Source organism: Bradyrhizobium sp. sBnM-33, from assembly GCF_032917945.1.
GTDB lineage: Bacteria > Pseudomonadota > Alphaproteobacteria > Rhizobiales > Xanthobacteraceae > Bradyrhizobium.
Window position 1 is genome coordinate 5856370 of record NZ_CP136624.1, and the last position, 24187, is coordinate 5880556.

Annotated in this window: 30 protein-coding genes and 1 pseudogene; 17 read left to right on the forward strand and 14 right to left on the reverse strand. The window is 62.5% G+C overall.

What is annotated here, in order from left to right; genetic code table 11:
* Positions 1 to 83: 83 nt before the first annotated feature.
* Positions 84 to 1235 carry a hypothetical protein gene (locus RX328_RS27470; protein ID WP_213247552.1) on the forward strand — a complete coding sequence of 384 codons (1152 nt, stop codon included), beginning with the start codon at positions 84 to 86 and terminating at the stop codon, positions 1233 to 1235.
* 52 nt (positions 1236 to 1287) lie between these two features.
* Here RX328_RS27470 and RX328_RS27475 read toward each other — a convergent pair whose 3' ends face one another.
* Complete coding sequence (locus tag RX328_RS27475) at positions 1288 to 1473, reverse strand: hypothetical protein (RefSeq protein WP_213247554.1); 186 nt, start codon at positions 1471 to 1473, stop codon at positions 1288 to 1290.
* Between the two features lie 248 nt (positions 1474 to 1721).
* Between RX328_RS27475 and RX328_RS27480 the strand changes: the two genes are divergently transcribed.
* Together RX328_RS27480 and RX328_RS27485 are read left to right on the forward strand one after the other, a co-directional pair.
* Positions 1722 to 1955 (forward strand): DUF6894 family protein, encoded by a 234-nt coding sequence (locus RX328_RS27480; RefSeq protein WP_213247556.1) that lies wholly within the window; start codon positions 1722 to 1724, stop codon positions 1953 to 1955.
* Between the two features lie 9 nt (positions 1956 to 1964).
* Entirely contained in the window at positions 1965 to 2123 is a 159-nt protein-coding gene (locus RX328_RS27485; RefSeq protein WP_213247558.1) for a hypothetical protein, read from the forward strand.
* A 140-nt stretch (positions 2124 to 2263) separates the two neighbouring features.
* Here the strand turns inward: RX328_RS27485 and RX328_RS27490 are convergent, their stop codons facing one another.
* Positions 2264 to 3052 carry an SDR family NAD(P)-dependent oxidoreductase gene (locus tag RX328_RS27490; protein WP_213247560.1) on the reverse strand — a complete coding sequence of 263 codons (789 nt, stop codon included), beginning with the start codon at positions 3050 to 3052 and terminating at the stop codon, positions 2264 to 2266.
* A 154-nt stretch (positions 3053 to 3206) separates the two neighbouring features.
* On the opposite strand from RX328_RS27490, the gene RX328_RS27495 reads away from it, so the two are divergent.
* Entirely contained in the window at positions 3207 to 3641 is a 435-nt protein-coding gene (locus tag RX328_RS27495) for a hypothetical protein (RefSeq protein WP_213247562.1), read from the forward strand.
* Between the two features lie 19 nt (positions 3642 to 3660).
* On the opposite strand, the gene RX328_RS27500 is transcribed toward RX328_RS27495, so the two are convergent.
* On the reverse strand, positions 3661 to 3900 hold the full coding sequence (locus RX328_RS27500; RefSeq protein WP_213247564.1) for a hypothetical protein: 240 nt from the start codon (positions 3898 to 3900) through the stop codon (positions 3661 to 3663).
* Between the two features lie 217 nt (positions 3901 to 4117).
* On the opposite strand from RX328_RS27500, the gene RX328_RS27505 reads away from it, so the two are divergent.
* Positions 4118 to 4381 carry a hypothetical protein gene (locus RX328_RS27505; RefSeq protein ID WP_213247566.1) on the forward strand — a complete coding sequence of 88 codons (264 nt, stop codon included), beginning with the start codon at positions 4118 to 4120 and terminating at the stop codon, positions 4379 to 4381.
* A gap of 400 nt (positions 4382 to 4781) precedes the next feature.
* On the opposite strand, the pseudogene RX328_RS27510 reads toward RX328_RS27505, so the two are convergent.
* Positions 4782 to 5536: pseudogene (locus RX328_RS27510) on the reverse strand (SDR family oxidoreductase).
* A 159-nt stretch (positions 5537 to 5695) separates the two neighbouring features.
* Between RX328_RS27510 and RX328_RS27515 the strand changes: the two are divergent.
* From RX328_RS27515 to RX328_RS27525, 3 genes are all read left to right on the forward strand, one after another.
* The gene (locus tag RX328_RS27515) at positions 5696 to 7780 is read left to right on the forward strand and encodes a methyl-accepting chemotaxis protein (RefSeq protein ID WP_213247568.1); all 2085 of its coding nucleotides are present in this window, start codon (positions 5696 to 5698) and stop codon (positions 7778 to 7780) included.
* 170 nt (positions 7781 to 7950) lie between these two features.
* On the forward strand, positions 7951 to 8925 hold the full coding sequence (locus RX328_RS27520; protein WP_213247570.1) for a glycerophosphodiester phosphodiesterase family protein: 975 nt from the start codon (positions 7951 to 7953) through the stop codon (positions 8923 to 8925).
* Between the two features lie 100 nt (positions 8926 to 9025).
* Positions 9026 to 9394 (forward strand): avidin/streptavidin family protein, encoded by a 369-nt coding sequence (locus RX328_RS27525; protein WP_213247572.1) that lies wholly within the window; start codon positions 9026 to 9028, stop codon positions 9392 to 9394.
* A 10-nt stretch (positions 9395 to 9404) separates the two neighbouring features.
* On the opposite strand, the gene RX328_RS27530 is transcribed toward RX328_RS27525, so the two are convergent.
* On the reverse strand, positions 9405 to 11027 hold the full coding sequence (locus tag RX328_RS27530; RefSeq protein ID WP_213247574.1) for an ABC-F family ATP-binding cassette domain-containing protein: 1623 nt from the start codon (positions 11025 to 11027) through the stop codon (positions 9405 to 9407).
* 278 nt (positions 11028 to 11305) lie between these two features.
* On the opposite strand from RX328_RS27530, the gene RX328_RS27535 reads away from it, so the two are divergent.
* The 5 genes from RX328_RS27535 to RX328_RS27555 all read left to right on the forward strand — a co-directional run bounded on the left by RX328_RS27535 (position 11306) and on the right by RX328_RS27555 (position 13008).
* Positions 11306 to 11755, forward strand: a complete 450-nt coding sequence (locus RX328_RS27535; protein WP_213247577.1) for a DUF2267 domain-containing protein — start codon at positions 11306 to 11308, stop codon at positions 11753 to 11755.
* Between the two features lie 97 nt (positions 11756 to 11852).
* The gene (locus RX328_RS27540) at positions 11853 to 12035 is read left to right on the forward strand and encodes a hypothetical protein (protein ID WP_213247579.1); all 183 of its coding nucleotides are present in this window, start codon (positions 11853 to 11855) and stop codon (positions 12033 to 12035) included.
* Between the two features lie 16 nt (positions 12036 to 12051).
* Positions 12052 to 12276, forward strand: coding sequence for a hypothetical protein (locus RX328_RS27545; protein ID WP_213247581.1), 225 nt, complete (start codon positions 12052 to 12054; stop codon positions 12274 to 12276).
* Positions 12273 to 12779 carry a hypothetical protein gene (locus RX328_RS27550; RefSeq protein ID WP_317258514.1) on the forward strand — a complete coding sequence of 169 codons (507 nt, stop codon included), beginning with the start codon at positions 12273 to 12275 and terminating at the stop codon, positions 12777 to 12779. Before RX328_RS27545 ends, RX328_RS27550 begins: the two co-directional genes overlap by 4 nt.
* A 4-nt stretch (positions 12780 to 12783) precedes the next feature.
* Positions 12784 to 13008: a hypothetical protein gene (locus RX328_RS27555; RefSeq protein ID WP_213247583.1), complete on the forward strand. Its 225-nt coding sequence runs from the start codon at positions 12784 to 12786 to the stop codon at positions 13006 to 13008.
* Between the two features lie 34 nt (positions 13009 to 13042).
* Here the strand turns inward: RX328_RS27555 and RX328_RS27560 are convergent, their stop codons facing one another.
* The 3 genes from RX328_RS27560 to RX328_RS27570 form a co-directional block, all read right to left on the reverse strand.
* Positions 13043 to 13420, reverse strand: coding sequence for a response regulator transcription factor (locus RX328_RS27560; RefSeq protein ID WP_213247585.1), 378 nt, complete (start codon positions 13418 to 13420; stop codon positions 13043 to 13045).
* Complete coding sequence (locus RX328_RS27565) at positions 13417 to 14316, reverse strand: S1C family serine protease (protein WP_213247587.1); 900 nt, start codon at positions 14314 to 14316, stop codon at positions 13417 to 13419. The genes RX328_RS27560 and RX328_RS27565 overlap by 4 nt, the downstream gene beginning before the upstream one ends.
* A 117-nt stretch (positions 14317 to 14433) precedes the next feature.
* The gene (locus tag RX328_RS27570) at positions 14434 to 14604 is read right to left on the reverse strand and encodes a hypothetical protein (RefSeq protein ID WP_197427489.1); all 171 of its coding nucleotides are present in this window, start codon (positions 14602 to 14604) and stop codon (positions 14434 to 14436) included.
* Between the two features lie 420 nt (positions 14605 to 15024).
* Here RX328_RS27570 and RX328_RS27575 point away from each other — a divergent pair, with 420 nt between their 5' ends.
* The 3 genes from RX328_RS27575 to RX328_RS27585 are packed head-to-tail and all read left to right on the forward strand — an operon-like array spanning position 15025 to position 18644.
* The gene (locus RX328_RS27575) at positions 15025 to 17286 is read left to right on the forward strand and encodes a TonB-dependent siderophore receptor (protein WP_213247791.1); all 2262 of its coding nucleotides are present in this window, start codon (positions 15025 to 15027) and stop codon (positions 17284 to 17286) included.
* Between the two features lie 57 nt (positions 17287 to 17343).
* Positions 17344 to 18447, forward strand: a complete 1104-nt coding sequence (locus RX328_RS27580; RefSeq protein ID WP_312017949.1) for a PepSY-associated TM helix domain-containing protein — start codon at positions 17344 to 17346, stop codon at positions 18445 to 18447.
* Complete coding sequence (locus RX328_RS27585) at positions 18444 to 18644, forward strand: hypothetical protein (protein ID WP_213247589.1); 201 nt, start codon at positions 18444 to 18446, stop codon at positions 18642 to 18644. The genes RX328_RS27580 and RX328_RS27585 overlap by 4 nt, the downstream gene beginning before the upstream one ends.
* On the opposite strand, the gene RX328_RS27590 is transcribed toward RX328_RS27585, so the two are convergent.
* Together RX328_RS27590 and RX328_RS27595 are read right to left on the reverse strand one after the other, a co-directional pair.
* Entirely contained in the window at positions 18641 to 19345 is a 705-nt protein-coding gene (locus RX328_RS27590) for a GrlR family regulatory protein (protein ID WP_213247591.1), read from the reverse strand. The two genes, RX328_RS27585 and RX328_RS27590, sit on opposite strands and share 4 nt — an antisense overlap.
* An 82-nt stretch (positions 19346 to 19427) precedes the next feature.
* The gene (locus RX328_RS27595) at positions 19428 to 19577 is read right to left on the reverse strand and encodes a hypothetical protein (RefSeq protein ID WP_156908518.1); all 150 of its coding nucleotides are present in this window, start codon (positions 19575 to 19577) and stop codon (positions 19428 to 19430) included.
* Between the two features lie 137 nt (positions 19578 to 19714).
* Between RX328_RS27595 and RX328_RS27600 the strand changes: the two genes are divergently transcribed.
* Positions 19715 to 20158 (forward strand): DMT family transporter, encoded by a 444-nt coding sequence (locus RX328_RS27600; RefSeq protein ID WP_213247593.1) that lies wholly within the window; start codon positions 19715 to 19717, stop codon positions 20156 to 20158.
* Between the two features lie 12 nt (positions 20159 to 20170).
* On the opposite strand, the gene RX328_RS27605 is transcribed toward RX328_RS27600, so the two are convergent.
* From RX328_RS27605 to RX328_RS27620, 4 genes are all read right to left on the reverse strand, one after another.
* Entirely contained in the window at positions 20171 to 20989 is an 819-nt protein-coding gene (locus RX328_RS27605; protein ID WP_213247594.1) for a tetratricopeptide repeat protein, read from the reverse strand.
* 42 nt (positions 20990 to 21031) lie between these two features.
* Positions 21032 to 21718: a substrate-binding domain-containing protein gene (locus RX328_RS27610; protein ID WP_213247596.1), complete on the reverse strand. Its 687-nt coding sequence runs from the start codon at positions 21716 to 21718 to the stop codon at positions 21032 to 21034.
* A gap of 6 nt (positions 21719 to 21724) precedes the next feature.
* Positions 21725 to 22429, reverse strand: a complete 705-nt coding sequence (locus tag RX328_RS27615) for a GrlR family regulatory protein (protein ID WP_213247598.1) — start codon at positions 22427 to 22429, stop codon at positions 21725 to 21727.
* A 193-nt stretch (positions 22430 to 22622) separates the two neighbouring features.
* Complete coding sequence (locus RX328_RS27620) at positions 22623 to 23660, reverse strand: glutamine synthetase beta-grasp domain-containing protein (protein WP_213247600.1); 1038 nt, start codon at positions 23658 to 23660, stop codon at positions 22623 to 22625.
* Positions 23661 to 24187 lie beyond the last annotated feature (527 nt).

Here is a 24187-nt window from a genome sequence, read left to right on the forward strand (position 1 = left end):
CGGCCTGGGCAGAGGTTTTCCACACAGCAGAGCAAGCTCGCCGCCCCTATCCGGGCGACATTGGACTGAGTAAGGGACCGCCAATGCAATCCACGCCGACACTGAAAGAGGCTGATCCGCACGACGTTTTTGCGATTGAAACGGTGCTGGCCGCGCACGCCCACAAGACGCCGCCGCTGGCCCACGATCCGGCCACCCCTCCCGTAGCGCCGCAAGTCCATCCGGCAGCGCCGCAGGTTCATGTCGCGCCGCAAGTCGAAGTCGCGGCAACGCCGCAAGTCCAAGCCGCGGCAACACCGCAAGTCCAAGCCGCCGCAACACCGCAAGTGCAAGCCGCCGCAACACCGCAAGTGCAAGCCGCGGCCAAGCCGCAGATTCACGTCGCGCCCGCGATTTCGGTCAGCGCGCCGACCCCGCAGGTCGAACCGACGTTTCGCGCCACCGACCTGCGCGATGTCCAAATGCGTGATGTCGAGGTCGACAACATCAGGCCGGGCGAGGAGATCAAGCTGGATGGCCTAAAACTCGCCGGCGAGCGGCCAGTGGCCAAATGGGCGAAGCGCCTGGTGATGGCGCTGTTGGCCCTTGTCGGCGCCATTGCTGCCGCCGGCTGGCAGCATTATGGCGATCAGGCCAAGGCGATGGCCGTCGAGTGGGCGCCGCCCTTCGTGCTGGCAGCCTTGCCTTCGGCGGCCAAGCCCGCCGTGGCCGAGCAACCGCCGGCCGCACCCGCCGCCGCAACAGATCAGGCCGCTGCGGAGCCGGCGGCAACGGCAGCACCGGCTCAATCCGAACCCGTCGCGACCGCCGCTGCCGCTCCCTCCGCGGAATCGACCCAGTTGCAATCGATGGCGCAGGATCTCGCCGCGATGGGCCAGCAGGTCGAGGAGCTCAAAGCCACCATCGCGCAGCTCAAGGCAAGCCAGGCGCAAATGGCGCGGGAATTTGCCAAGGCTGGCGAAATGAAAGCTTCCGAAGCAAGGGCTGCTGAGGTCCGACCCGAACAGAATTTTCGTCCGAGGGTCACAACCGCGCCGCCGCCGCCCCGAACCGCGAATGCGCCTGTCGCGCCGGTCCGGAAGCCGAAGCCGGCTTACTATCCGCCGGCTCAAGCCGCTTACGTCCCCCCTCCACCGCCAGCCGCCGCCCCCGCGCCGCTGCCGCCTGCACCGCCGCAGCAAACCATGGCGGATGACGGCGAGCCGGTGGTCCGCCCGCCGATGCCGCTACGGTAAGTAATGGGGTATCCTGGATGCTGCGCGCCGCGCCGCATCCGCGACGGGTTCGCTAGCTCTGATGCGGCCCTCGCATCAGCTTCATGGCGTCTTCGATATGACGCCACTCCCTGGCTTCCTCGGTATCGCCCTTGCTCTCGCAAGCCTGCGCATTGTGTGCGGCTTGCGCGATCGCGGTGAGGCCGTGCTTCTCCATCATCTGGCGTGCAATCGTGTGGATCTGCATTTCCGACATCATGTCGCTCTCCCGGGGTTGCATCAGTCCTCGCCGCAGCGATTCAATCGTGGCGGCTTCCTGATGAAAACGGCCGAACCGAAAGTCCCGTTCCTCGCGCTATGACCGATAATTTTCAGACAAGTTGACTGGCCGGTTCCACCTGTGGTCGCGATACCTCCCGTATTATCCCGTCCGCAATTTCCCCGAATATTAAGTCGCTCCTCCGCCTGCTATTTTTTCGGCGTGAATCGCAATCGCGGGAGTCGGACATGGCACAAGTCTATTTCCACTGCTCCAATTCCGAAGGCGTACGCATCGATCAGCGTGGCCTTGCCGTCGGAAATCTGGCCGAGGCGCGTGACCACGCCACCCGTGTCGTGCAATCGCTGATCACGGCGCAGGGTCCGGAAGACTGGCGCGACTGGACGCTGCATGTCAGCGACGATCTCGACGACGAAATCTTCGCCCTGCCGTTTTCGTCCGTGCTCGGCGGGCCGCATTGAGAGGTCGCCATGCTGGCCATGCAACCGCTTCTCCGATATCTGAATCTGATCGCCGCGCGATGGCTCGGGCTGATCGACATCGCCCGCAATCCCTACCGCCCCGAGTTGCACTACATGCGCGGCCCCGGCCCGAAATGGCACGCGAAGCATCAGGGCGGCGCCATTTAGTATTTGCGTAGCCCGGATGGAGCCAACGGGTCGCGCGAATGCGCGCCCGATGACAGGCTCCGCGCAATCCGGGAACGATCTCACAACGGATGGACTGATCCCGGGTTACGCTGCGCTCCACCCGGGCTACGCCCAAAGAATTACAAATCCCCCAATTCCGGCGGCTCGAACCAGTTGGTCAGCGACAACCCGCCATCGACCACGATCGCCGCGCCCGTGACGTAGGCTGATATCCGATTCGACAGCACCGCCAGCGCTAGCGGCGCAAGATCATCGGCCTGGCCGAGCCGGCCGAGCGGAATGTGTCTTGCGAGCGCGGGATCGGCGACGAAGCCGCCGGCCGCAATCGCACCCGGCACCAGCGCGTTGACGCGAATGTTGAAGCGGCCGAACGTCTTGGCCAATTCCTTCACCAGCATCGAAAGCCCCGCCTTCGCCGTCGAGTAATGCGGCAGGTTGCGCGGCGTGCCGGCGTGCAGCGAGGTCAGCAGCAGGAACGAGCCGGGCGTTTTGTCAGCGATCAGCTTTCGCGCCAGTTCGCGCGAGAGGTGGAATCCGGCGTCCAGATTCACCGCGTGCATCTGCGCCCACATCTCCGTGGTGACGCCGAGCACATGATCGGCCTCGCGCCGCGGCGGCGAGGCGCTGTGCACGAAATGCGTCACGCGCCCGACGGCAGACGCGGCTTGCGCCAGCAGCGCCTCGCGCGCGGCGGGATCGGCAAGATCGCCGACCCAGGGCACCGCCAGCTCCGGACGCGGCGATGCTTTGGCTGCCGCCGTGACCGTGTCCCGGTTCACATCGGCAAACACGGTACGAACGCCCTCGCCCACCAGCGCCTGCGCAATCGCGCGGCCGATCCCGTTGCCTGCGCCGGTGACGAGCGCCGCCTCGCGCGCAGGATCGAATGGCATACCCAACAGGCTCATGTTCGTGTCTCCCATCGAAGCAGGCATCGCCAATTCTACAGACCGACCGCATCTTGCGCTGTATCAATTCGGCGCGCCATCTGCATCGCTAAGTTGCTTCCACCTTGCCTGAAACCGTCCTAAGCTCCCTTCCATAACCGGCGGGCTCACTGTCATGCAAACCCGCGTTCGGAAAGTCGCCCATGTCCTGGAACGCCTTGGGCTTGCCATGGCTGGCGCGGCAAGCGGGCTGTTTGTGGCGGCTCTGGTAGGAACGAGCCACGCCGCACTCACCAATCAGGCTTTCCTGCTGCTGATGATGATCGGTGGCGCCCTCGGCTTTTATCTCGGCATCGATACGCCGCCCCGGCCCTTCACCGCATCGGATGGCCAGCCTACCGATGACGCCTGGGTCGGCAAAGTGGACACGCCGGAACTGCTCGGCGCGCTCGGGACCTTCCTTGCTGCGTTCTCGGCGTTCGCCTGCGTCGGCGTCATCGTGCTGCGCCACGATCCGCATTTGGCATGGATTTGGATGATCATGGCCGGATGGGTGGTCGGCGTCGCCATGCAGATCACCGCCGGCACGATCTCCCGCCTGCGCCGCTGATCGGGCGGCCCGTCCGACCTCAGCTCTCGTCTTCCAGCGTCAGCACCAGGCCTGTCAGCGCCGCGCCGATGCCGAACATGAGCCCGTAGGTCGTCACCAGCATCACCGTTGTCTGAACAGGTGCGTCGCTCTTGGCGACGAGGTCCCTGACATGGAAGGCATCGATGAGGCCGAGCAACAGGACCAGCGATAGTCCAAGTGCCACGCCCATCAGGAAATGGGTGAGCAGTGCATTGAAGAAAGACTTTTCCCGACGCATGGAGGCCGTGCCTTCGGCATGATGCCAAGCCAACGCACGGCCGAAGAAACTGGTTCCTGCGCTCGAGAACAGAATCCGTCCTGCGCTGCGGCGCGTCGGCGGCCGTCAGGCGTTTGCGGAACGTTAAGCAAATGCCGGTACGTCCATCAGCATTCCCAAAAAATTCCACAATCCTTTTTAGGAAAAAGGCATCTCTTCGAGAAAAGGAGAATTTCCCATGCGGTTAGGGCAAGCGATCTTCTTCGGTTCGGCGGCCGCCCTCCTCACTTTGGCAGCGCCGACGCTCGCCAGGAACTCTAACACGAACTCCAACACGAATTCCCAACCGGCAAAGACGAGCGAAGCGCCCGCCTCCGCCTCCTGCCATGCCTATCAGCAGGCGGCCGACGGCTCATGGACGCAACTGCCCTGTCAGGAAACGGGTTCGAAGGCGCCGCAGCCGAAATCCGCATCGAAGAACGCGGCCGAGGAAACGCGCTGAGTGCTTAGCTGGTGACTGATGCGGCCAGACCTCCGGCGCAAACCGCCGCGGGAAGGCCGCTCGATATGATATTCAGTCGTCATCACCCGCGACTTGTCCGCCGAAGCTCAACGAAGGCGGAAAGCGGGTGATCCAGTATTCCAGGGACGCCAGTGATTGAACCGAAAAGCCGCGGCGTACTGGATCCCCGCCTTTCGGGGATGACAATGGCGGGCGTCGCTATCTCCCCGTGATTGCGAGCGCAGCGAGCAATCCATTGTCACTTCATGCGCAAGATGGATTGCTTCGCGGAGCCTGTCATCAGGCGCGCATTCGCGCGACCCGTTGGCTCGCAATGACGTGGATGGAGCGCGGCGTACTCAACACGCCGCCTTCGTGGAAATGATAAACCTCGGGCAGCTCAGGCCGTTTTGACAGCCCCATCCAGCCAATCATCGAAACGCGTCGGCATGATGCGCGCGCCGTCGTCCGGCACCAGCGTGCGCAACGCGAGTGGCGCGCCGAAATACGGCACGTCCGCACCCGCCACGATCTTGCTGGCATCGCCCTGCTTGCGGAGCCAGCGGCCGACGAAATCCGCGAGCGGCGCCGCTTCGGGACCCGCGACCTCGCGTATGCCATTGGCGGGCTCTCCAAGAGTCACGTCGGCCAGCGCAACAACCACCTCGTCCGACAGCAACGGCTGCATCAACTGGCTGGAAACGTGGACCTCGCCATCCCTGCGTCCGGAATCCGCGATCGCGCCGACGAACTCGAAGAACTGGGTGGCGCGCAGGATCGTGTAGGCCAGCCCGGAATTTTCGATCAGCCGCTCCTGCGCCAGCTTGGCGCGGAAATACCCGCTGCTCTCGAGTCGGTCGGTACCGACGATCGACAGCGCAATGCAGTGCCGTACACCGGCCTGTTTAGCTGCCGCGATCAGGTTGCGCGTTCCGGTCTCGAAGAAGTGCAGCACCGCCTCGTCCTCGAACGAGGGCGAATTCGAGACGTCGACGACAATGTCGGCGCCCACGAGCGCCGGTTGGAGCCCCTCGCCGGTCACGGCATTGACGCCCCTGCTCGGAGACGCCTGCAGCACCTCGTGACCGCGCGAGGCGAGCAACGGGCCAATTTCGAACCGATCAGACCTGTACCGCCGATGATGACGATCTTCATTCCTCTCTCCTCGGTCTCTAAGGCCGCGGCCACGCGCCATCACCAAGACCAACTGGAACGGGCCGGTATGACACGCGCAACCGTAAACCCTGGATTAATTTGCACCACCTATACTGGTGGTCCGCATATCCGTACCAGCGCAAAATGGCCTGAAACTCCATGAAAATCGGCACCCTGCTCACCGCTGCCATCGTTTCACTTTCCGCCATCGGCGGCGGGCTCGCCGTCTATGTGGCAGTTTCGAAGTACCAGACCATGGACAAGGTCTCGGTCGCGCAGAGCCGGCTGGAGGTGGTGCGCGCCGTCGGGGACATCCCGCGCTACATGAACTCCGAGCGCGGCTTCTCGACCAACATCCTGTACGGCCCGCCCGCGGTCGATCCGGCGATCCGGAAAGAACTCAACGAAAAACTTCGCAAGAACACCGACGCCGCGCGCGACAAGATGAACGCGGTCCGCAAGAACCTGTCCGGCGGGCTCGACGATGCCGCAGCGATCGGCACCGGCATCGACGAGCTGAACGTGAAATTCAACGCCCTGCGCGACGCCATCGACAAGGCGATCGATGGCCCGGCCGAAGCGCGCAAGGATGCCGCCAGAAAGATCGTCGCCGACAATGCCGTGTTCAACGCCGCCGTCACCAAGCTGCTCGACGAGCAGGTGCGCCGCATGGCGCAGCTCGACGGCGATGCCTACCGGCAGGCCGTCTATGCCAATATCGCCTGGAACCTGCGCGACGTCGGTGGTTACAACGCCAGCATTCACAAGAATCTCGTTGGCGCCAAGCGCGCCGCCACCGAAGCCGAAAAGATGGAATATTCCCGCTCTCAAGGGCGCGCCGACCAGATCCTGATGTCGCTGCAGGAGTTGCGCGGCAACCTGGCGACGCCGCCCAACGTGGTCACGGCGCTGGAAAAGATGAACGAAGCCTATGTCGGTCGTTTCGGTAACGAACTGAAACTCGTCAAGGAAGGCGCCGCGTCGGGAAAATACGAGCACGATGTCGATTTCTTCTACGCCGAATCCCAGAAGGGCCTCGGCGCCGTCGTCGACGTCCGCAACGCCTTCTACGACAACGCCGAGCACATCCTCGGCACCGCCTATTCTTCCGCGCGCTTCAGCTTCCTGATCGCGCTCGCAGGTCTGATCGCCGTCGCCACTGCCAGCGCCGCGCTGATCGTGATGGTGCGTCGCCGCGTCTGCGGGCCGATCGTCGACCTCACCGCCACCATGTCGCGGCTGGCCAGCGGCGACGTTTCAGGTGAAATCGCCGGCGCCGGCCGCGGCGACGAGATAGGCGCGATGGCGTCAGCCGTGCGCGTCTTCAAGGACAACTTGATCGAGGCGGAACGTCTTGCCGCAGAAAAGGCCGCCGAGAATGACGGCAAGATGCGCCGCGCCCGGGTGCTCGACGAACTCACCCGCGCGTTCGAAGCCAAGGTCACCGAACTCGTGGGCGGACTTTCGGCCGCCTCGTCCGTCATGGAAGACACCGCGCAGTCGATGTCGTCGACAGCGACCGCCACCAACCGCCAGGCGGCGATCGTTGCCGCGGCTTCCGAGCAGACCTCGGCCAACGTGCAGACGGTTGCGAGCGCCACCGAAGAATTGACCTCCTCGATCTCCGAGATCGGCCGCCAGGTCGCGCAATCGACCGAAATCGCCGCCCGCGCTGTCGATAATGCGCGGCGCACCGGCGAGACCGCCCGCTCGCTCGCCGAGGGCGCGCAGAAGATCGGCGACGTCGTGACGCTGATCCAGAGCATTGCCGCGCAGACCAACCTCTTGGCGCTGAATGCGACCATCGAAGCCGCGCGCGCCGGCGATGCCGGCCGCGGCTTTGCGGTCGTCGCTTCCGAAGTCAAATCGCTGGCCGGCCAGACTGCCAAGGCGACCACCGAAATCTCCGAGCAGATCGCGTCCATTCAGGCGGCAAGCGACCAGACCGTGACGGCGATCCAGAACGTCGCCAACGTGATCGCCGAGATCGACCAGATCGGAACCGCGATTGCCGCCGCGATCGAGGAACAGGGCTCCGCGACCAAGGAAATCTCCCGCAGCGTGCAGGAAGCCGCGCGCGGCACCCAGGAAGTCAATTCCAACATCACGGGCGTTCAGAAGGCCGCTGATGATACCGGCGCTGCCGCCAATCAGGTGCTCGGCGCGGCCGAGCAACTATCCTCGCAGTCCAAGGATCTCGCCGGGCAGGTCAACCGCTTCCTCTCGGAGGTGCGCGCGGCGTAAATTCGCTCTTCAATCGGCGAACCCGACATAACGGACGAATCCCTATCCGGCTCGCAATCTGAGAAGCCGCGCGATGCGCAGCGCCATGTGTTCCGCGCCTCCCCGCATCCGCTGCCGCAAATCGACCAGAAATTGTGCCTAGCCAGTGCGCCTCTTACACGGGGCGAGCCTTGAACAAGAAACTGAAATATGCGGCGGCGGCGATCGCCGTCCTTGGCGCAGCCATCTACCTCAACAACACCAATCATCTCGCCGCCCATCGGGAGGGCAAACCCGTCCTGCTCGCGCACCGCGGCATTGCCCAGCGCTTCAACGAGCGCGAGCTGAAGAACGACACCTGCACGGCAGCGCAGATGCTGCCGTCAACGCATCAATACCTGGAGAACACGATCGACTCGATGCGGGCCAGTTTTGCCGCTGGCGCCGATATCGTCGAGGTCGACGTTCACCCGACGACCGACGGTGAATTCGCGGTGTTTCATGACTGGACGCTGGATTGCCGCACCAACGGACACGGCGTCACGCGCGAACACTCCATGGCCTATTTGAAGAAGCTCGATATCGGCCATGGCTATACAGCCGATGGAGGCAAGACCTTTCCGTTTCGCGGCAAGGGCATCGGCCGGATGCCGAGACTCGCCGAGGTGCTGGCCACCTTTCCGCAACAGCGGCTGCTGATCAACGTGAAGAGCCGGGACGCGTCCGAGGGAGAGAAGCTGGCAGCCGTGCTGAACAAGCTTCCCAGCGAACGCCGGGTGCAGATCATGGTCTATGGCGGCGACGAGCCGGTCGAGATCGTGCGCCGGCGCCTGCCGGATGTCCGAACCATCTCGCGCTCGACCATCAAGAGCTGCCTGCTCGGCTACATCGGCTATGGCTGGACCGGCATCGTGCCGAAAGCGTGCAGCAACGCGATGGTAATGTTGCCGATCAATGTCGCGCCGTGGATGTGGGGTTGGCCCGACCGCTTCCTCAACCGCATGAAGGCAGCCAACAGCGAGGTTTTCGTGCTCGGCCCGTACCGCGGCGGTGAATTCTCTACCGGAATAGATACGGCAGAGCAGTTTGCAAGGCTGCCGCAAAACTATTCGGCTGGGATCTGGACCAACGAGATCGAGGCCATCGCCCCGCTCGCGCGCAAATAGCATTTGTGGGGTTGGTGCAGAACGCGGAACCCACCTCGTGCAAGCCGGAACATCCGTCACTTGTTGTCGTTAGCCGGCATTAGCGGAAGGGAATGCACCCATGACGTGGAAAGGCAAATGGCGAAATCAATACGGCTCCATCGTTGACATTACCGACGACGCCAATCGCAGGATCAGCGGCACCTTCAAAACCGCGCTTAGGGACAGCGGATTCTACGGACAGGAAATTCCCGTCGTCGGTATCCATCAGGGCGATTGCATCAGTTTTGTCGCCGGCGGTGAAACGGCGGCGGGAGATGCCGCGGTCTCCTACACCGGCCTGCTGCGCGATGGAAAAATGGAAACAATGTGGTTCGTTGTCGTTGACAGTGCGATCCGGGCGTCGGGAGAAGGTCCACCCGGCAAAAAGGAAAAACTAAACTGGTGGCGTTCAATCAGCACTAACGCCGATACGTTTGAGCGCATGTGACGGCTCCGCATCAACTCCGCAACCCCGGCGCCTCGTGCCCGGTGCGCGCGACATATTCGGTGTAACCGCCGCCAAACTGGTGGATGCCTTCCGGCGTCAGCTCGAGCACGCGGTTGGAGAGCGCCGCCAGGAAATGCCGGTCGTGGGACACGAACAGCATGGTACCCTCGAACTCTGACAGCGCATTGATCAGCATTTCCTTGGTCGCGAGATCCAAATGGTTGGTCGGCTCGTCCAGCACCAGGAAATTCGGCGGATCGTAGAGCATTTTTGCCATCACCAGCCGTGCCTTCTCGCCGCCCGAGAGCACGCGGCACTTCTTCTCGACGTCGTCGCCGGAGAAACCAAAGCAGCCCGCGAGCGCGCGGAGCGAACCTTGTCCCGCCTGCGGAAAGGAATCTTCCAGCCATTCGAACACCGTGCGTTCACCGTCGAGCAGGTCCATGGCGTGCTGGGCGAAGTAGCCCATCTTGACGCTGCCGCCGATCGCCACAGTGCCATCGTCGGGTTCGGCGGAGCCCGCCACCAGCTTCAACAGCGTCGATTTGCCGGCGCCGTTGACGCCCATCACGCACCACCGCTCCTTGCGGCGGATCATGAAATCGAGGCCCTGATAGATGGTGCGGCTGCCATAGCCCTTGTGGACGTTCTTCAGGCTGACGACGTCCTCGCCCGAGCGCGGCGCCGGCATGAACTCGAACGCCACCGTCTGGCGGCGCTTCGGCGGCTCGACGCGCTCGATCTTGTCGAGCTTTTTCACCCGGCTCTGCACCTGCGCCGCATGCGAAGCGCGCGCCTTGAAGCGCTCAATGAACTTGATCTCCTTCGCCAGCATGGCCTGCTGGCGCTCGAACTGGGCCTGCTGCTGCTTTTCGTTCAGCGCGCGCTGCTGCTCGTAGAATTCGTAATTGCCGGAATATGTCGTGAGCGTACCGCCGTCGATCTCGACGACCTTGTTGATGATGCGATTGATGAACTCTCGGTCATGCGAGGTCATCAACAGCGCGCCTTCGTATCCCTTCAGGAACTGCTCGAGCCAGATCAGGCTCTCAAGGTCGAGATGGTTGCTCGGCTCGTCCAGCAGCATCACGTCAGGCCGCATCAGGAGGATACGCGCCAACGTGACCCGCATCTTCCAGCCGCCGGAAAGCGCGCCGACATCGCCCTCCATCATCTCTTGGCTGAAGCCTAAGCCCGACAACGCCTCGCGGGCCCGGCCGTCAAGCGCATAGCCGTCGAGCTCCTCGAAGCGGTGCTGCACCTCGCCGTAGCGCGCGATGATATCTTCCATCTCGTCGGCGCGATCCGGATCGGCCATCGCGGCCTCGAGCTCCCTGAGCTCGTTTGCCACGACGCTGACAGGCCCGGCGCCGTCCATCACCTCGGCTACGGCGCTGCGGCCCGACATCTCGCCGACGTCCTGGCTGAAATAGCCGATCGTAATGCCCCGATCGAGCGAGACTTGGCCCTCGTCGGGTAGTTCCTGGCCTGAAATCATCCGAAATAGCGTGGTCTTGCCCGCACCGTTCGGGCCGACGAGGCCGATTTTCTCGCCCTTCTGAAGGGCTGCGGAGGCTTCGATGAAGAGGATCTGGTGGCCGACTTGCTTGCTGACGTTATCGAGACGGATCATTGGGCCCTGAACGGAGGAAATCGATGTGGCCGCTGCTTAGGACATCTGGCGTGCTTGTGGAAGCGGTTCCGAAATATTCCCGCCGCAACAAGCGAGCGCTACCTGACGGCGTTCTGGACTGTCGCTGCAACTGCATCCCAGGAGACATAACATCCAGGAGACATAATGGGGTGGCCGAATGAACTCGCGTGTGGGCCGTAAAACCTTCAAGCGCTGCGAACCGATCTGTACCAGCATCGTTAGCCCGTCATCTCCAATTGAACTGACGGAGAGTTCCCATGAGCGCAACAGGTCTCGAAGTATTCGACAGAACGCTCCAGATCACCAACACGTGGTTGGACGAAGTGATGGCAACGCTGCCGCGCGATCGCAAGCTGGCATGGCATATTCTGGGTTCGGTGTTGCGAACCATCCGCGACCGGGTTCCAGTTAATCTTGCCGCACATTTGGGCGCGCAGCTTCCGCTATTGGTGCGCGGCACCTATTACGACCAATGGCGGCCGAGTGAAGCGCCGAAGGCGTGGCGATCGGCAGATGAGTTTCTCTCCATCATCTCGGAAGAACTTAGTTCGCAGAAACCGGTCGATGCCAAGGATGCAGCGCAGGCGGTGTTCCGCGTTCTGAACCATCATGTCGATCCCAATCAGGTTGAGAAGGTGCGCCACGCGCTTCCGGAAGACGTTCAGGCGTTGTGGCCCGGTAACAACCGGGTTTCATCGGCGGCTTGATGCGGCATCTGATCGCGGTTCCGAACATCGACAAGAACCCTGATGTTCGCCGGGCGTTGTCTTGCAGCACAAAGGCAATCAACAACTGGAGCCAGCAATGACCAGACCTCCGCCCGTGCCGCAGGACAATCAAAGCCACAAGGGTACCGGCGATCCCAAATCCGGCAACGCCCATGAAGTTCGGAAGGGCCACGGCCGCGTTGAAAATCCCCGTGAGCAGGGCCAACAGGGCAACACCGCCCAAAACACGACTCATCAGGGCTATCAGCAGGATCGCTAGTCCAGGAGCGAGCACCATGTCGACATCAACCAAGACGCCCGCGAGCATTCGCCAAGGCGGCCCGGGCGCTTCCCATGAGAACGCCAAGGAGCCGCTTCACGTTAAGAAACCACCGGCTGACGATCCGAAACGCCGCCACAGCCACGTTTCCGGCGGCGGTGGCGAACACGATACCCATCACACTCATCATCCGGAACGAAAGGGCGGCGGCACTCACCCCGCTTCGAAGGTTAAGCCATGAGCACCAAGCACGTGAAACTGAATCGGCCGACTAACGTCGATCTTGTTCGCAATCCGCTGATCGGAGGCTCGAAGGGGACGACGATGGCAGGAGTGACGCCAGACGAGTTGGAGGAGTTCGAAGGCGCCAACACTTTCGAGGGCGACATCGAGAATGATACCAATCCGCAAGGTGGTATCGACAAGGCGGAGGTTCGCGACCGACGCCGCGGACCCCCGCAAAACGATCGGGACAGCGGCCCGCGCAGAATGCCGCTGCAGGGTAAGAAGACGCACGAGCAGCAATTGCGCATCCTTGAAAGGAGGCCTGATGTCCCCGACGCGAGACAGATGGAGGAGGAGATCGCGCGCACGCAACAGACTGGTGGTGCAAAAACCGTCAAGCGCGGAGCACGCCAATCGGAATTTCCGGTAAGCCGCGGCGGCCTCAACCAGGAAAGCCAGCACAACAAGCACAATCGTCCGGGCCAGTCGGGCCACAAGCCTCAAAAGCCAGAGGGATAGTATCATGACACGTGGAGCACACGGAGACGGCAAGCATCTCGGCCCTGGCGCGAAGGGCAAAGGCGCCGGGACCGGCGCTATGACGGACGTGCAGGACGACCTGATTGGCGACAACACGGTGCTTTCCAACCGCGACAAGGCCGAGCATTCGCGCGATCGTGGCCAGGACAGCAAATGGTCCCAAACCGAGCAGTTGAAAGACCACGCCGCAAACAGGGGCCGCGGATAAGACGAGAGTTTGTCGGTCGAGCACGCGCGGAGATTTACAGGTTGATCACACCAAGTCGCGCGGCGTGCGCTACCGCATCGGTACGGCCGGTTGCATCGAGCTTGGCGAGCAGCGAAGCCACGTGGAACTTGGCGGTGTGCACGGATATTCCGAGCTGTCGCGCAATGGCTTTGTTGGATGCGCCTTCGGCCATCAGGACAAGTACGTCGCGCTCGCGTGGCGTGAGATCGATATCGGGCGCGTCGACTACCGTCGGCGCGTCCCGTGACACGAGCGCGACCGTCGCTGCCTCTCCGGGCGCCGCCAGACGAAGCCCGGACACGGCGCCGAGCAGCGACGCGAGCCTGTCCGCCAGCACCGGATCGGCGATCTCGATAGCAACCACAATGACCGGTGAGGCCGCTTCGCTCACGCTTCTGCCCTTTCGCCGACCGTGAGCTTAACCTGCACCGATTGGCCGGCGCGGCGAATAGTAATGTCGACGACCGTTCCGATACTGTCCGGGCCAAGCGATTGCATCAGCGAGCGTACGCCGGTCAGCTTCTCGTTGTTCCAGCCGACGATCACGTCGCCTTGCAAGATACCGGCGGCGGCCGCGGGACCTGACTTGTCGACACTCATCACCATCGCACCGACGCCATCATCGAGCTTGATCGGCTGCAATCCGACCCCGAGATAGCCCCGTGCAATCCGGCCGTGGGTTTCAAGCCTTCCCGCGATCCGCTCGATCGTCGCACCGGGAATCACGAGAATGCGTCGCACCCCCTGGACTGCCATGCCAATCGCCTCGCCGGAAGCGCTGACGGCAAGTCCTCCCTCGTGATTACTGCGCAGCCGCACGTCGAGCTCGATCCTGGCATCGATCTCACCGCCACGAAGGCTGCGCCAACGGCCCCCGATCAGCGAGACAACGCCGAGCGCCGCAGCAGGAACGCCATGCTCGGCAGCGACCACGACTATCAGCGAGCCCAGATCCGGAACAGACGGCGAGAGCGCGACGGAAACAGTATTGGAGACAGTATTACCGGCATCGCTCTTGGTATCGAGCCGCAGCAGCGCGATGTCGGTAGTGTGATCGCGTCCTGCGATCTTGGCCGACTGCGTCGTTCCGTCGGCAAACTTGACTGAGACTTCGCCTTCGTCGGCCAGCGCTTCATCCGCCGTCACGATCAGGCCGGGTTTCCAGATGAAGCCCGAGGCCCGTGAGCGGTGCGAATGCACCGAGACGATCGCAGACTTTGTCCGGGCGATGACATCGGCAAGGGCGGAGGATAACGAGGGAAGGATAGCTGCGGTAGGGTCGGGCATGACAGAACTCCTGGATCGGTTGAATCCAATCTGGGAGTTCAGATCGCGTTCGGGAACTAGCCTGATGGGCAGGCCGTGTGGTTTCTTCGCCCCGAACGCGAGCGTTCCCGCTTCGCGCTATGCCGTGTGTCCGGGATCGATGTGCTTTGGCGTCTTCTTCTCCCGTTGAGGCGTCATCCTCGCAGGATCGGGGGCGCCAGGCACACCGCGCGGTCCGAGCTGTTCTCGCTGAATATCGTCTTCCGACTTCTCGGGCTCGACGCCATTGGGCTCGCGATTTCGGGTCATGGCTGAACGGGTATCTCCAAGTATAAGCCTCGCCGTCAAGTGGCCGACGGCCACTCTTGAAATGCGCTGACGGAACTTGCTTTCTTCTAACATCAGCTCAGGCTGTTAATGCCTCAGGCAGAACACCTGTTCCTGTTCGAGGGCAATACGCGCTCCAGAATTGCGGGCATTGTCGGGCGCATCGCGCACGCCGTGGAACCAGCATTGCAGCCTTTTCCGGTGTCACAGCTTCCGACTGTCGGTGCCGGATCAATCAATCATCGCGCGTTTGCTGGAAGTTTTCTAAGAGCCTCTCTAAGAACCATTCCATTAGAGGAATCGTAATCCCTCGCGTATGCGTCACCAAGTTGCGCTGCTGAACTTCCTGAAAGCGCGACGTGAGTGCTCGCAGGTTTGGGGTGAACCTTGAAGTCTCGAAATTTGTTCCGCATCGCCGCGTTGGCGACCGTGTCCGTATTGGCGCTATGGCCACACTCGACGTTCGCGCAGTCAAGTTCTTCGCCGTCATCCGGGGCACAGTCGTTGCCCCCCGTCGTTGTCGCATCGCCGGAGGCTCGCCGTCGCGCCGCATCGCCGCAGCGGCGGCAAACAAGGCGTGCAACGCAGGCAGCGCAATCCAACAGACCGCAGCCGCAACGCGGCGTCGGCTTCGTCGAAAACCCGCGCGGCGCCGTCCAGGGTTATGTCGCCGGCCGCTCGATGGCGGGCACCAAGACCAACACGCCGATCATGGAGACGCCGCAGTCGTTGTCGGTGATCGGCAGCGAGCAAATTCGCGACCAGAAGCCCGGCAAGTTCGACGAGATCCTGCGCTACACCCCGGGCGTTGTCGCCGGAACATTCGGCGCCGATACGCGCAACGACTGGTTCCTGATCCGCGGCTTCAAGTCGGACGATGTCGGCCTGTTCCTCGATGGTCTCCAGCTATTCTACTCGTCCTATGCGAGCTGGAAGCTGCAGCCGTTCAATCTCGCGCGCGTCGAAGTGCTGCGCGGTCCTTCCGCCGTGCTGTATGGCGGCTCCAGCCCAAGCGGTATCGTCAATGCCGTCAGCAAGATGCCTCCAACAGAGCCGATCCGTTATCTCGAGACCGGCGTGAACAATTTCGGCAACGCCTATCTGTCCTTCGATTTTGGCGGCCCGGTTGCGACCCAACCGGAGAACGGAAAACTGTTCTATCGTGTGGTCGGCCAGGTCCAGAACGGCGGCACGCAAGTCGACTTTACGCCCGACAATAACTATTTCATCGCGCCGTCCGTCACCTACAGGCCGGATGCAGACACGACGTTCACCGTGCTGGCTTCAGCGTCGAAGACAGATACGCGCGGCATTAACTTCCTGCCCTATGTCGGAACGGTGGTCGATGCACCCTTTGGCCGCATCCCGACAAAACTATTCGTCGGCGACCCTAGTGTCGATACGTTCAAGCGCGAACAGGAGATGATCGGCTATCAATTCGAGCGCAACCTCTCCGACAGCGTCACATTCCGGCAGAATGCCCGCTACGCGCATGTTGACCTCACCTATCGCGGTTTCGTCGGCAACAGCTATACCAATATCGCCGCCGGCGACATTGGTCGCTACAATTGGTATGCGAAGAACACCGCCAACCAAGGCAACTTGGACAACCAGTTGGAGTATCGTTTCGACACCGGCCCCGTGCAGCACACGATGCTGTTTGGCCTCGATCTGAAAAGCTATCGGATCGACGACTATCAGATCTTTGCCTTTGGCGGCGTGCCCTCGATCAACGCGTTTAATCCGGTTTACGGTGTCGGCGACATACCGTTCACGGGCGCTCCGTTCCGTAATTTCCTCCTGACCCAAAATCAACTCGGCACCTATATTCAGGACCAGATCAAGTTCGGCGGTTTCACGCTGGTGTTGAGCGGCCGCAATGATTGGGTATCGACGAGCCAAGGCGATCGCCCGACGGGCGCCACGCTGATCAGCCGCGAGGACAGCAAGTTTAGCGGCCGTGCCGGCTTGATCTACAATTTCGCCAATGGCCTCGCTCCCTATGTCGCCTACGCGACCAGCTACAATCCGATCATCGGCGTCAACGCTTCGAACCAGCTGTTCCTGCCGGAAACCGGCGAGCAGGCCGAGATCGGATTGAAGTTTCAGCCTAACGGCTTTAACGGCCATTTCAGCATTGCCGTGTTCGATCTGAAGCGGCAAAACGCGCCGACGACAGTCCCGGGCATCACGCCGGTTCTTCAGAACCAGACCGGTGAGGTCACATCGCGCGGTCTCGAGTTGGAGGCCGTAGCCAATCTCGCACCTGGCCTGAAAATGGTTGGCGCGTTCACCACTTACGATCTCTTTATCAGCAAGGACGCGAATCCGGCGCTGCTCGGCCTGACGCCGACCAACACGCCACAGCAGGTTGGATCCGTCTGGACTGACTACACCTTCCAGGAGGGACCGTTGAGGGGCTTTGGCTTTGGTGGCGGCGTGCGCTACGTCGGCAAGTCCTTCGCCAATGTCGCGAATACACTTGTGGTTCCTTCGGTGGTGCTCGGTGACGCGACGATCCATTACGAATGGCAAAACTGGCGCGCGGCATTGAACGTTATCAATATCGCTGACAAAACTTATGTCGCCAGTTGCGCGTCGGAGACCTCCTGTTTCTACGGCGATCGCCGTCGCGTGACGGCAAGCCTAGCCTACAAATGGTAACAACTTGCAATCGGCAGGGAGGCTACCCTGAAGGCAAGGACAGTTCGTATCTGGTCGGTGGTCCACACCTGGAGCAGCCTGATATCGACGCTGTTCCTGCTGCTGCTGTGCGTCACCGGTCTGCCGCTGATCTTTCATCACGAGATCGATGAGCTGCTCGGCTATGATCCGAAGCCCGAGATCGCACAGCCGGGCGCGGTGAAACGGAGCATCGACGAGATCGCCCGCACGGCACTTGCGAATGATCCCGGTCGCGTCCTGCAGTATATCCTGTGGGACAAGGACGAGCCGAACAACATCATCGCCTTCACCAACAACAAGGTTGATGGCGATCCGGATGCGGCAACGCTCAGGGCATACGATGCGCACACCGCCAAGCCGCTCGGCTCGGTCGGTGGCGGCCCGATGCTGATATTCCTCAAACTCCACGTCGATATGTTTGCCGGTCAGCCCGGCAAACTGTTCCTCGGCGCCATGGGCTTCCTGTTCCTGGTCGCCATCGTCTCCGGCGTGGTGCTGTACTGGCCATTCACGCGGCGCTTGAGCTTTGGCACCCTCCGGGACAAGTCACGCCGCATCGCCTGGTTCGACTGGCACAACCTTCTGGGCGCGGTGACCATCGCATGGGCGCTGGTGGTCGGCACCACCGGCGTCATCAACACGCTTGCGGAAGTGATGCTGAGTCAGTGGAAGGCCACCGAGCTCGCCGATATGGTCAAACCCTATGCCGGCAAGCCGCCACCAGTACACCTTGCCTCCCTCGACACGACGCTTGAGAATGCACGCAAAACCGCGCCGGACATGAACGTCTCGTTCGTTGCTTTCCCGGGCACGCCGTTCACGAGCTCGCATCATTTCGCCGTGTTCATGCGTGGCGACACGCCATTGACATCGCGTCTGCTCAAGCCGGTGCTGCTCGATGGCGAAACCGGAGAAGTCTCCGACGCGCGCGATCTTCCGGTATATCTCAAGGCACTGTTGGTGTCGCAACCGCTGCACTTCGGCGATTATGGCGGCATCCCGCTGAAGATCATCTGGGCCCTGCTCGACATCATGACTATCGTCGTCATCGTCAGCGGGCTCTATCTGTGGGTCGTCAAACGGCGCAAGCATCGCAGCCACGCGTTCGCAGGGCAGCCTTTGTTGCAGCCGTCCGAATGACCGACGCCCGCAAATTGCGATCCAGCGGCAATTGGCGGACCGTCTATGGTGGCCCGCTGCTGATCGGCGCGCTGTCGGTCGCTGGGCTGTTAAGCGCGCTGTTGTCCGAGGGGCCCGGCCGCTATTTTTCCTGGTTGGCGCTGGGCGCGCCCGTCGCCCTCACCGTTTGGTTTTTCGCTCGGCGCAAGCGCGGCTAAGCGGGCCGCATCAGCTTCAGCGTGGCAGCCAGCCGCAGGCTGCGCTTCCCCGCGAGCGCAATGGCTTCCAGCTCAGCCACCGCTTCGTCGCAGGTGCCGGTAAAGCCGATGCCCACCTCATGACCACCGAACACGGGGTTTTCGCCCTTTGCCGGCGTATGCTCCTGGTTCAGGATCTCGCCCTTCCAGCGGCCGTCGGCCGAGGAATACGAGCCGAGGTAGTAGAAAAAGGCGTCGCCACCGAGGATGCGGCCGTCCAGCAGCAGCATGACGCCGGACAAGCCGGCTTTGACACCATCGAGCGCGCGGAGCTGAAGGGAATAGAGCCCGTTGACAATGCCGCCCGGCCCGACGGTGCCGACCGGCGGCAGCGCCTCGTCGTCGAGCCGTGTCAACTCGGCCCAGAACAAGGCACCTGGCCGCGGCGCGGCACTGCCTTCAAAACGAATCTTGTTGCCCTGTAGCTTGCCGCGCACGCTGATGGCGGCGACGTCGGTATCCATCAGCGGCTTATAGTAGGGATCGTCATTGTGGCGCTGGGTGATGACCTCGCCGACAATCTCGTCAGCCGTCTCCTGGTAGGTGCCGAGATGGGCAAAGGCGGAATTGCCGCCCAACAGCTTGCCATTATGCATGCACATGATGCTGCGGCCGAACGCGTCGTCCACGCCGTACTCGACCTTGTAAAGCCCGTTCAGCAACGAAAATGTCCTGCAATATCGAACCGTCCGGCGGGCTTAGCACCACCGCCACGATGGAACCAGCGCGCGTTTTACCGCAGTTTCAATGCCGTTTGAAATACTGCACGGCGCGTTCGTGCTTTTCCGCCGCAGCACGCGATTTGAAGGTTCCGAGATTACGGCGTTTGCCGGTTTTCGGATTGATTTTGCGGGAATAGAGCCGGTATTCGCCCGATGATAATTTTCGGATCATGGCCAGCACCGCTTTTTTTGCGAGTCCCGTCCGAATAATGACCCTAGCGGTCCCCTTGTTCCGCTCCGGCTATTCGCGTTGTCTTGCCTTGCAATGCCGGGATCGTTCGGCCGGCATGGAATGAACGGGGGGCTCACGTGCAACATTTCTTCCTCTATCTCCTTGCCCTCTGCGCTGGCGTCAGCGTCGCGACCCAGCAGGTGCTCAACGGCAACCTGCGCACGGCGCTTTCGTCGCCGGCATGGGCGGGGCTGGTCAGCTATGCCGTCGGTCTCATCACTATGATCGTTGCGGTGATCGCACTCCGCGAGCGCGTGCCGTCCTGGAAAACAATGGCCGATGTGCCGTGGTATGCGTGGTCCGGCGGCGTGTTCGGCGCCGCGTTCATCCTGCTGGCGATCCTCTTGTTGCCCTCGCTCGGCGCAGCGACGCTGTTTGCGCTGGTCATTGCCGGCCAGGTGCTCGCTGCCGTGACGCTCGACCATTTCGGCGCGTTCGGGCTGACGCCGCATCCCCTCAGCACCGCGCGTTTAGCGGGCGCGGTCCTCCTCATCGCCGGCGTCGTGTTGATCCGGGAATGATGGTCGGCCGCCTCAGAAGCATAGATTCGTTACCAGGTTTCCGCGCTTGTCCTTGATCGCGTAGGGACAGCGCAGCCGCTCCAGCGCTTTCTTCGCATCCTCATCGCCCAGTGCGGCGGCGCGCTGATAGTAGGCCTTGGCAGCTTCCGCATCCTTTGAGCCGCCGCGGCCCGCCTGCGCGAAGGCGCCCATCCGCTCCAGGGCAGCCGGATGGTTTTGCGCGGCTGCCTTCTCGAATAGCGCGCGAGCCGCCGCATCGTCCTTCGTTCCGCCATTGCCCTCAGCCAGCATCATGCCGAGCTGATACTGCGCCTCGGCATTTGTCTCGGCCACCTTCGACAGCAGTTCGCGCGCACGCGCCGGGTCTGATGAGGCGCCTCCGCCGCCCACCGCGGCGAGATTGCTGACGCCGCGCGGATTGCCGGCCTGAGCGGCGCGCTCGAACAGCTTTCGCGCCTGCGCCTCGTCGCGCGCAACGCCGGTGCCGGTTCCGTAGAGCACGCCGAGTTCGACCATCGCCGAAGTCGACCCCTTGTCGGCCGCCTTGCGCCAAGCCGCCATCGCTTCGGCCGCTTGCCCGTTGGCGGCGTAGGCACGCCCAAGCTGATACATCGCGCGCCGCGACGCGTTCGCGGCAATCCTGCAATATCTGATGGCAGTAGCAATATCGGAAGCCGCGATCTCGTTTGTCCCCCTCACGCCGGCCGGCCGGTCGGGATCGGACGGGTCGGCGGCAATGCGATCGCACAGCACGAGGTCGGCTGATTGCGCAGCCGCCGGCGTCGGCGCCACGGCCCAGACGACAGCAACAATCAGCAGGCCTCGCAACATCCCCCTTCATGAGGCGCAGGTTGCGTCGGCGTGCCGCCAAATTCAAGGCTCGAGCCCGCTCTCGCGCAATGCCGGTGCGACCGCAGGTGACGCAAGAAATCGCAGCAGCCGGTCTACCTCGGCCGGCTTCTTCGTCGCCGCCATGCGCCCGGCGGAAAACACCGCGGGCGTTTGCAGTTCGCGCGGAATGGGTCCAACCACCTCGATGCCCCTGACCTGCTTCAATTCGCTGATCTGCTGGACGGCGAGATCGGCCTCGCCGGTCACTAGCTTCTCAGCGGTAAAGCCCTGCGGAATGATCAGCGCCCTCGCATTGATGTCGGAGGCGATGCCGAGCTGTTCGATCAGCTTTGCGAACAGAATGCCGCTGGCGCCAAGCCGCGAGTACGCCACCGAGCGCGCGCCGAGTAGCGTCGCGCGCACCGCCGCCTCGGTCGTGATATCGGGATGGGCCGCCCCGGCCTTCACGGCGATGCCGACGAAGGAGCGGGCCAGATCCACGCAAGTCTCCGTGACCACCCGCCCCTCACGCGCGACCTCGTCCAGTCCCTCGCGGGTCAGGATGACGACGTCCGCGGCCTCGCCCGCCCGCAGCCGGTCCAACAGCGCCAGTGTGGGCGCGAAATCGGCGTCGATGCGTACGCCTCCGGCCGCCTGATACTGGCCGGCCAGGGCTTGCACGGCGCCCTTCAACGCCAGCGTCGAGAGCATGCGCACGGCATCAGCCATCGGCCACTATACCCGGCGCATCAGCTTGAGCACTGCGGTCATGCGAAGGCTGCGCTTGCCGGCGAGCGCGGTCGCCTCCAAAAGCGCGCCTTGCTCATCGCAGGAACCGGAAAAGCCGATGCCGACTTCATGGCCGCCGAAGATGGGGTTCTCGCCCATGGCGGGCGTGTGCTCCTGATTGAGGATCTGGCCTTTCCAGCGGCCATTCTCCGAGGTGTAGGTGCCGAGATAGTAGAAGGATGCGTCGCCGCCGAGGATGCGACCGTCATTGAGCAGCATCACGCCGGTCAGGCCGCCCTCGACGCCGTCGAGCAGGCGAACGTGGATGGAATAGAGGCCGTTGACGATGCCGCCCTCGCCGACGCTGCCGGCGATCGGGATGACCTCCTGCTCGAGCGGCGTCATCACCGAATGGAACGCCACGCCGGGCAACTCCTTCAAGCCCCCTTCAAAGCGGTAGAGGCTGCCGTCTGCCCTGCCCTTCGCCAGCAGGGTGGCATCGTCGGTACCGGCCATCGCGCGGTAATTCGGGTCCGGATTGTGGCGCACGGTCTGGATCACGATATCGACGCCGTCGTCGCGTTTTTCGTAAGTACCGATATGGGCGAAGGCCGAATTGCCGCCCAGCATCTTGCTATCGCGCGCATACATCACGCTGCGGCCGACCGAAGCGCCAAGCTGAAACCTGACTTTGTAAAATCCCTCAAACAATGCCGTGCCCCCGGCAAACCCGGCTAATTGTCTAGCGCGGTTCATAACGCAGGGGAACGGCCTTGAACCGCCGTATTTGAATCAAACTGTCAAGGCAGCGGTGTCATCAAAACGTAATGATCCGCCAAGGCAGTGCCTTGGCGGATCAGCTTTGCACCTAGGGCGCGCGCCCCGGGTCATATCGTCACGTCTCTTAGGCCGCGGCGGCCTTGGCGCCGGTCGGCACTTCTGCGATCGTCTTCAGGATCTGGGACGCGATCTGGTAGGGATCGCCCTGCGAGTTCGGGCGGCGGTCTTCCAGATAGCCCTTGTAGCCATTGTTGACGAAGGAGTGCGGCACGCGGATCGAGGCGCCGCGGTCAGCCACGCCGTAGCTGAACTTGTTCCAGGGCGCGGTCTCGTGCTTGCCGGTCAGACGCTTGTCGTTGTCCGGCCCGTAAACGGCAATGTGGTCCATGAGATTCTTCTCAAAGGCAGCCATCAGCTTCTCGAAGTATTCCTTGCCGCCGACTTCGCGTATGTACTTGGTCGAGAAGTTGGCGTGCATGCCGGAGCCGTTCCAGTCGGTATCGCCGAGCGGCTTGCAGTGGAATTCGATGTCGATGCCATAGCTCTCGGTCAGGCGCAGCATCAGGTAGCGAGCCATCCACATCTGGTCGGCAGCGGTCTTGGAGCCCTTGCCGAAGATCTGGAATTCCCACTGGCCCTTCGCCACTTCGGCGTTGATGCCTTCGTGGTTGATGCCGGCGGCGAGGCAGAGGTTGAGATGCTCTTCCACGATCTTGCGGGCGACATCGCCAACGTTCTTGTAGCCAACGCCGGTGTAGTACGGGCCCTGCGGACCCGGATAACCGTCCGACGGGAAGCCGAGCGGCCGGCCGTCCTTATAGAAGAAATATTCCTGCTCGAAGCCGAACCAGGCGCCTTCGTCATCGAGGATGGTCGCGCGCTTGTTCGAGGGGTGCGGGGTCTTGCCGTCGGGCATCATGACTTCGCACATCACTAGCGCGCCGTTTTCACGCGCAGCATCCGGATAGACGGCTACCGGCTTCAGCACGCAATCGGAGCTGTGGCCTTCGGCCTGCATGGTGGACGAGCCGTCGAAGCCCCACAGCGGAAGCTGTTCCAGCGTCGGGAACTTGTCGAATTCCTTGATCTGCGTTTTGCCGCGCAGATTCGGCGTCGGCGTGTAGCCGTCGAGCCAAATATACTCGAGCTTGTACTTGGTCATTGAGCCTCTCTTAAGTTGCTATGAAATGCGGAAAACCGAAGCCTTGAATTCTGGATTTTGACGCCCAGCCCCTGGAGGTTTCCGCATGCGTGTACCCGGCCACGTCAGGCCACCTCTTACTAAGCACGTAGCGTGCCACACGCCGCACCGCGGCAACGGCCATCCACAGCGCCGACTGGAGGCGGCCTGAAATAAAAGCTGCGACATAGGAGCGCGGCAGAGCCGCAAATCGGACGGTCTGGCGGCAGGCTCGCGAGCCGAATCCAGCCCATTTCTCCGGCATTTTCGTTTGCCTGCCGCTAAGCGCTTAAAGGTGCGGCAACCCTTTAAGACCCCCGAGCGGGACGTCGACTTACCCGAGCAACCATCCCGTCAGCGCACGCGTTGGTCATGCGGCTGCTGCCTCGCAGGAAGCAGCACAAAAAATGCCTACAAAATAGCCAAGACGTGCCGCTCTCTTGGTCACTTGCACCTGCCCGGGGCACCGACAATATCGCCTTACGTAACCGCTAGAGAACGAGTCGGGC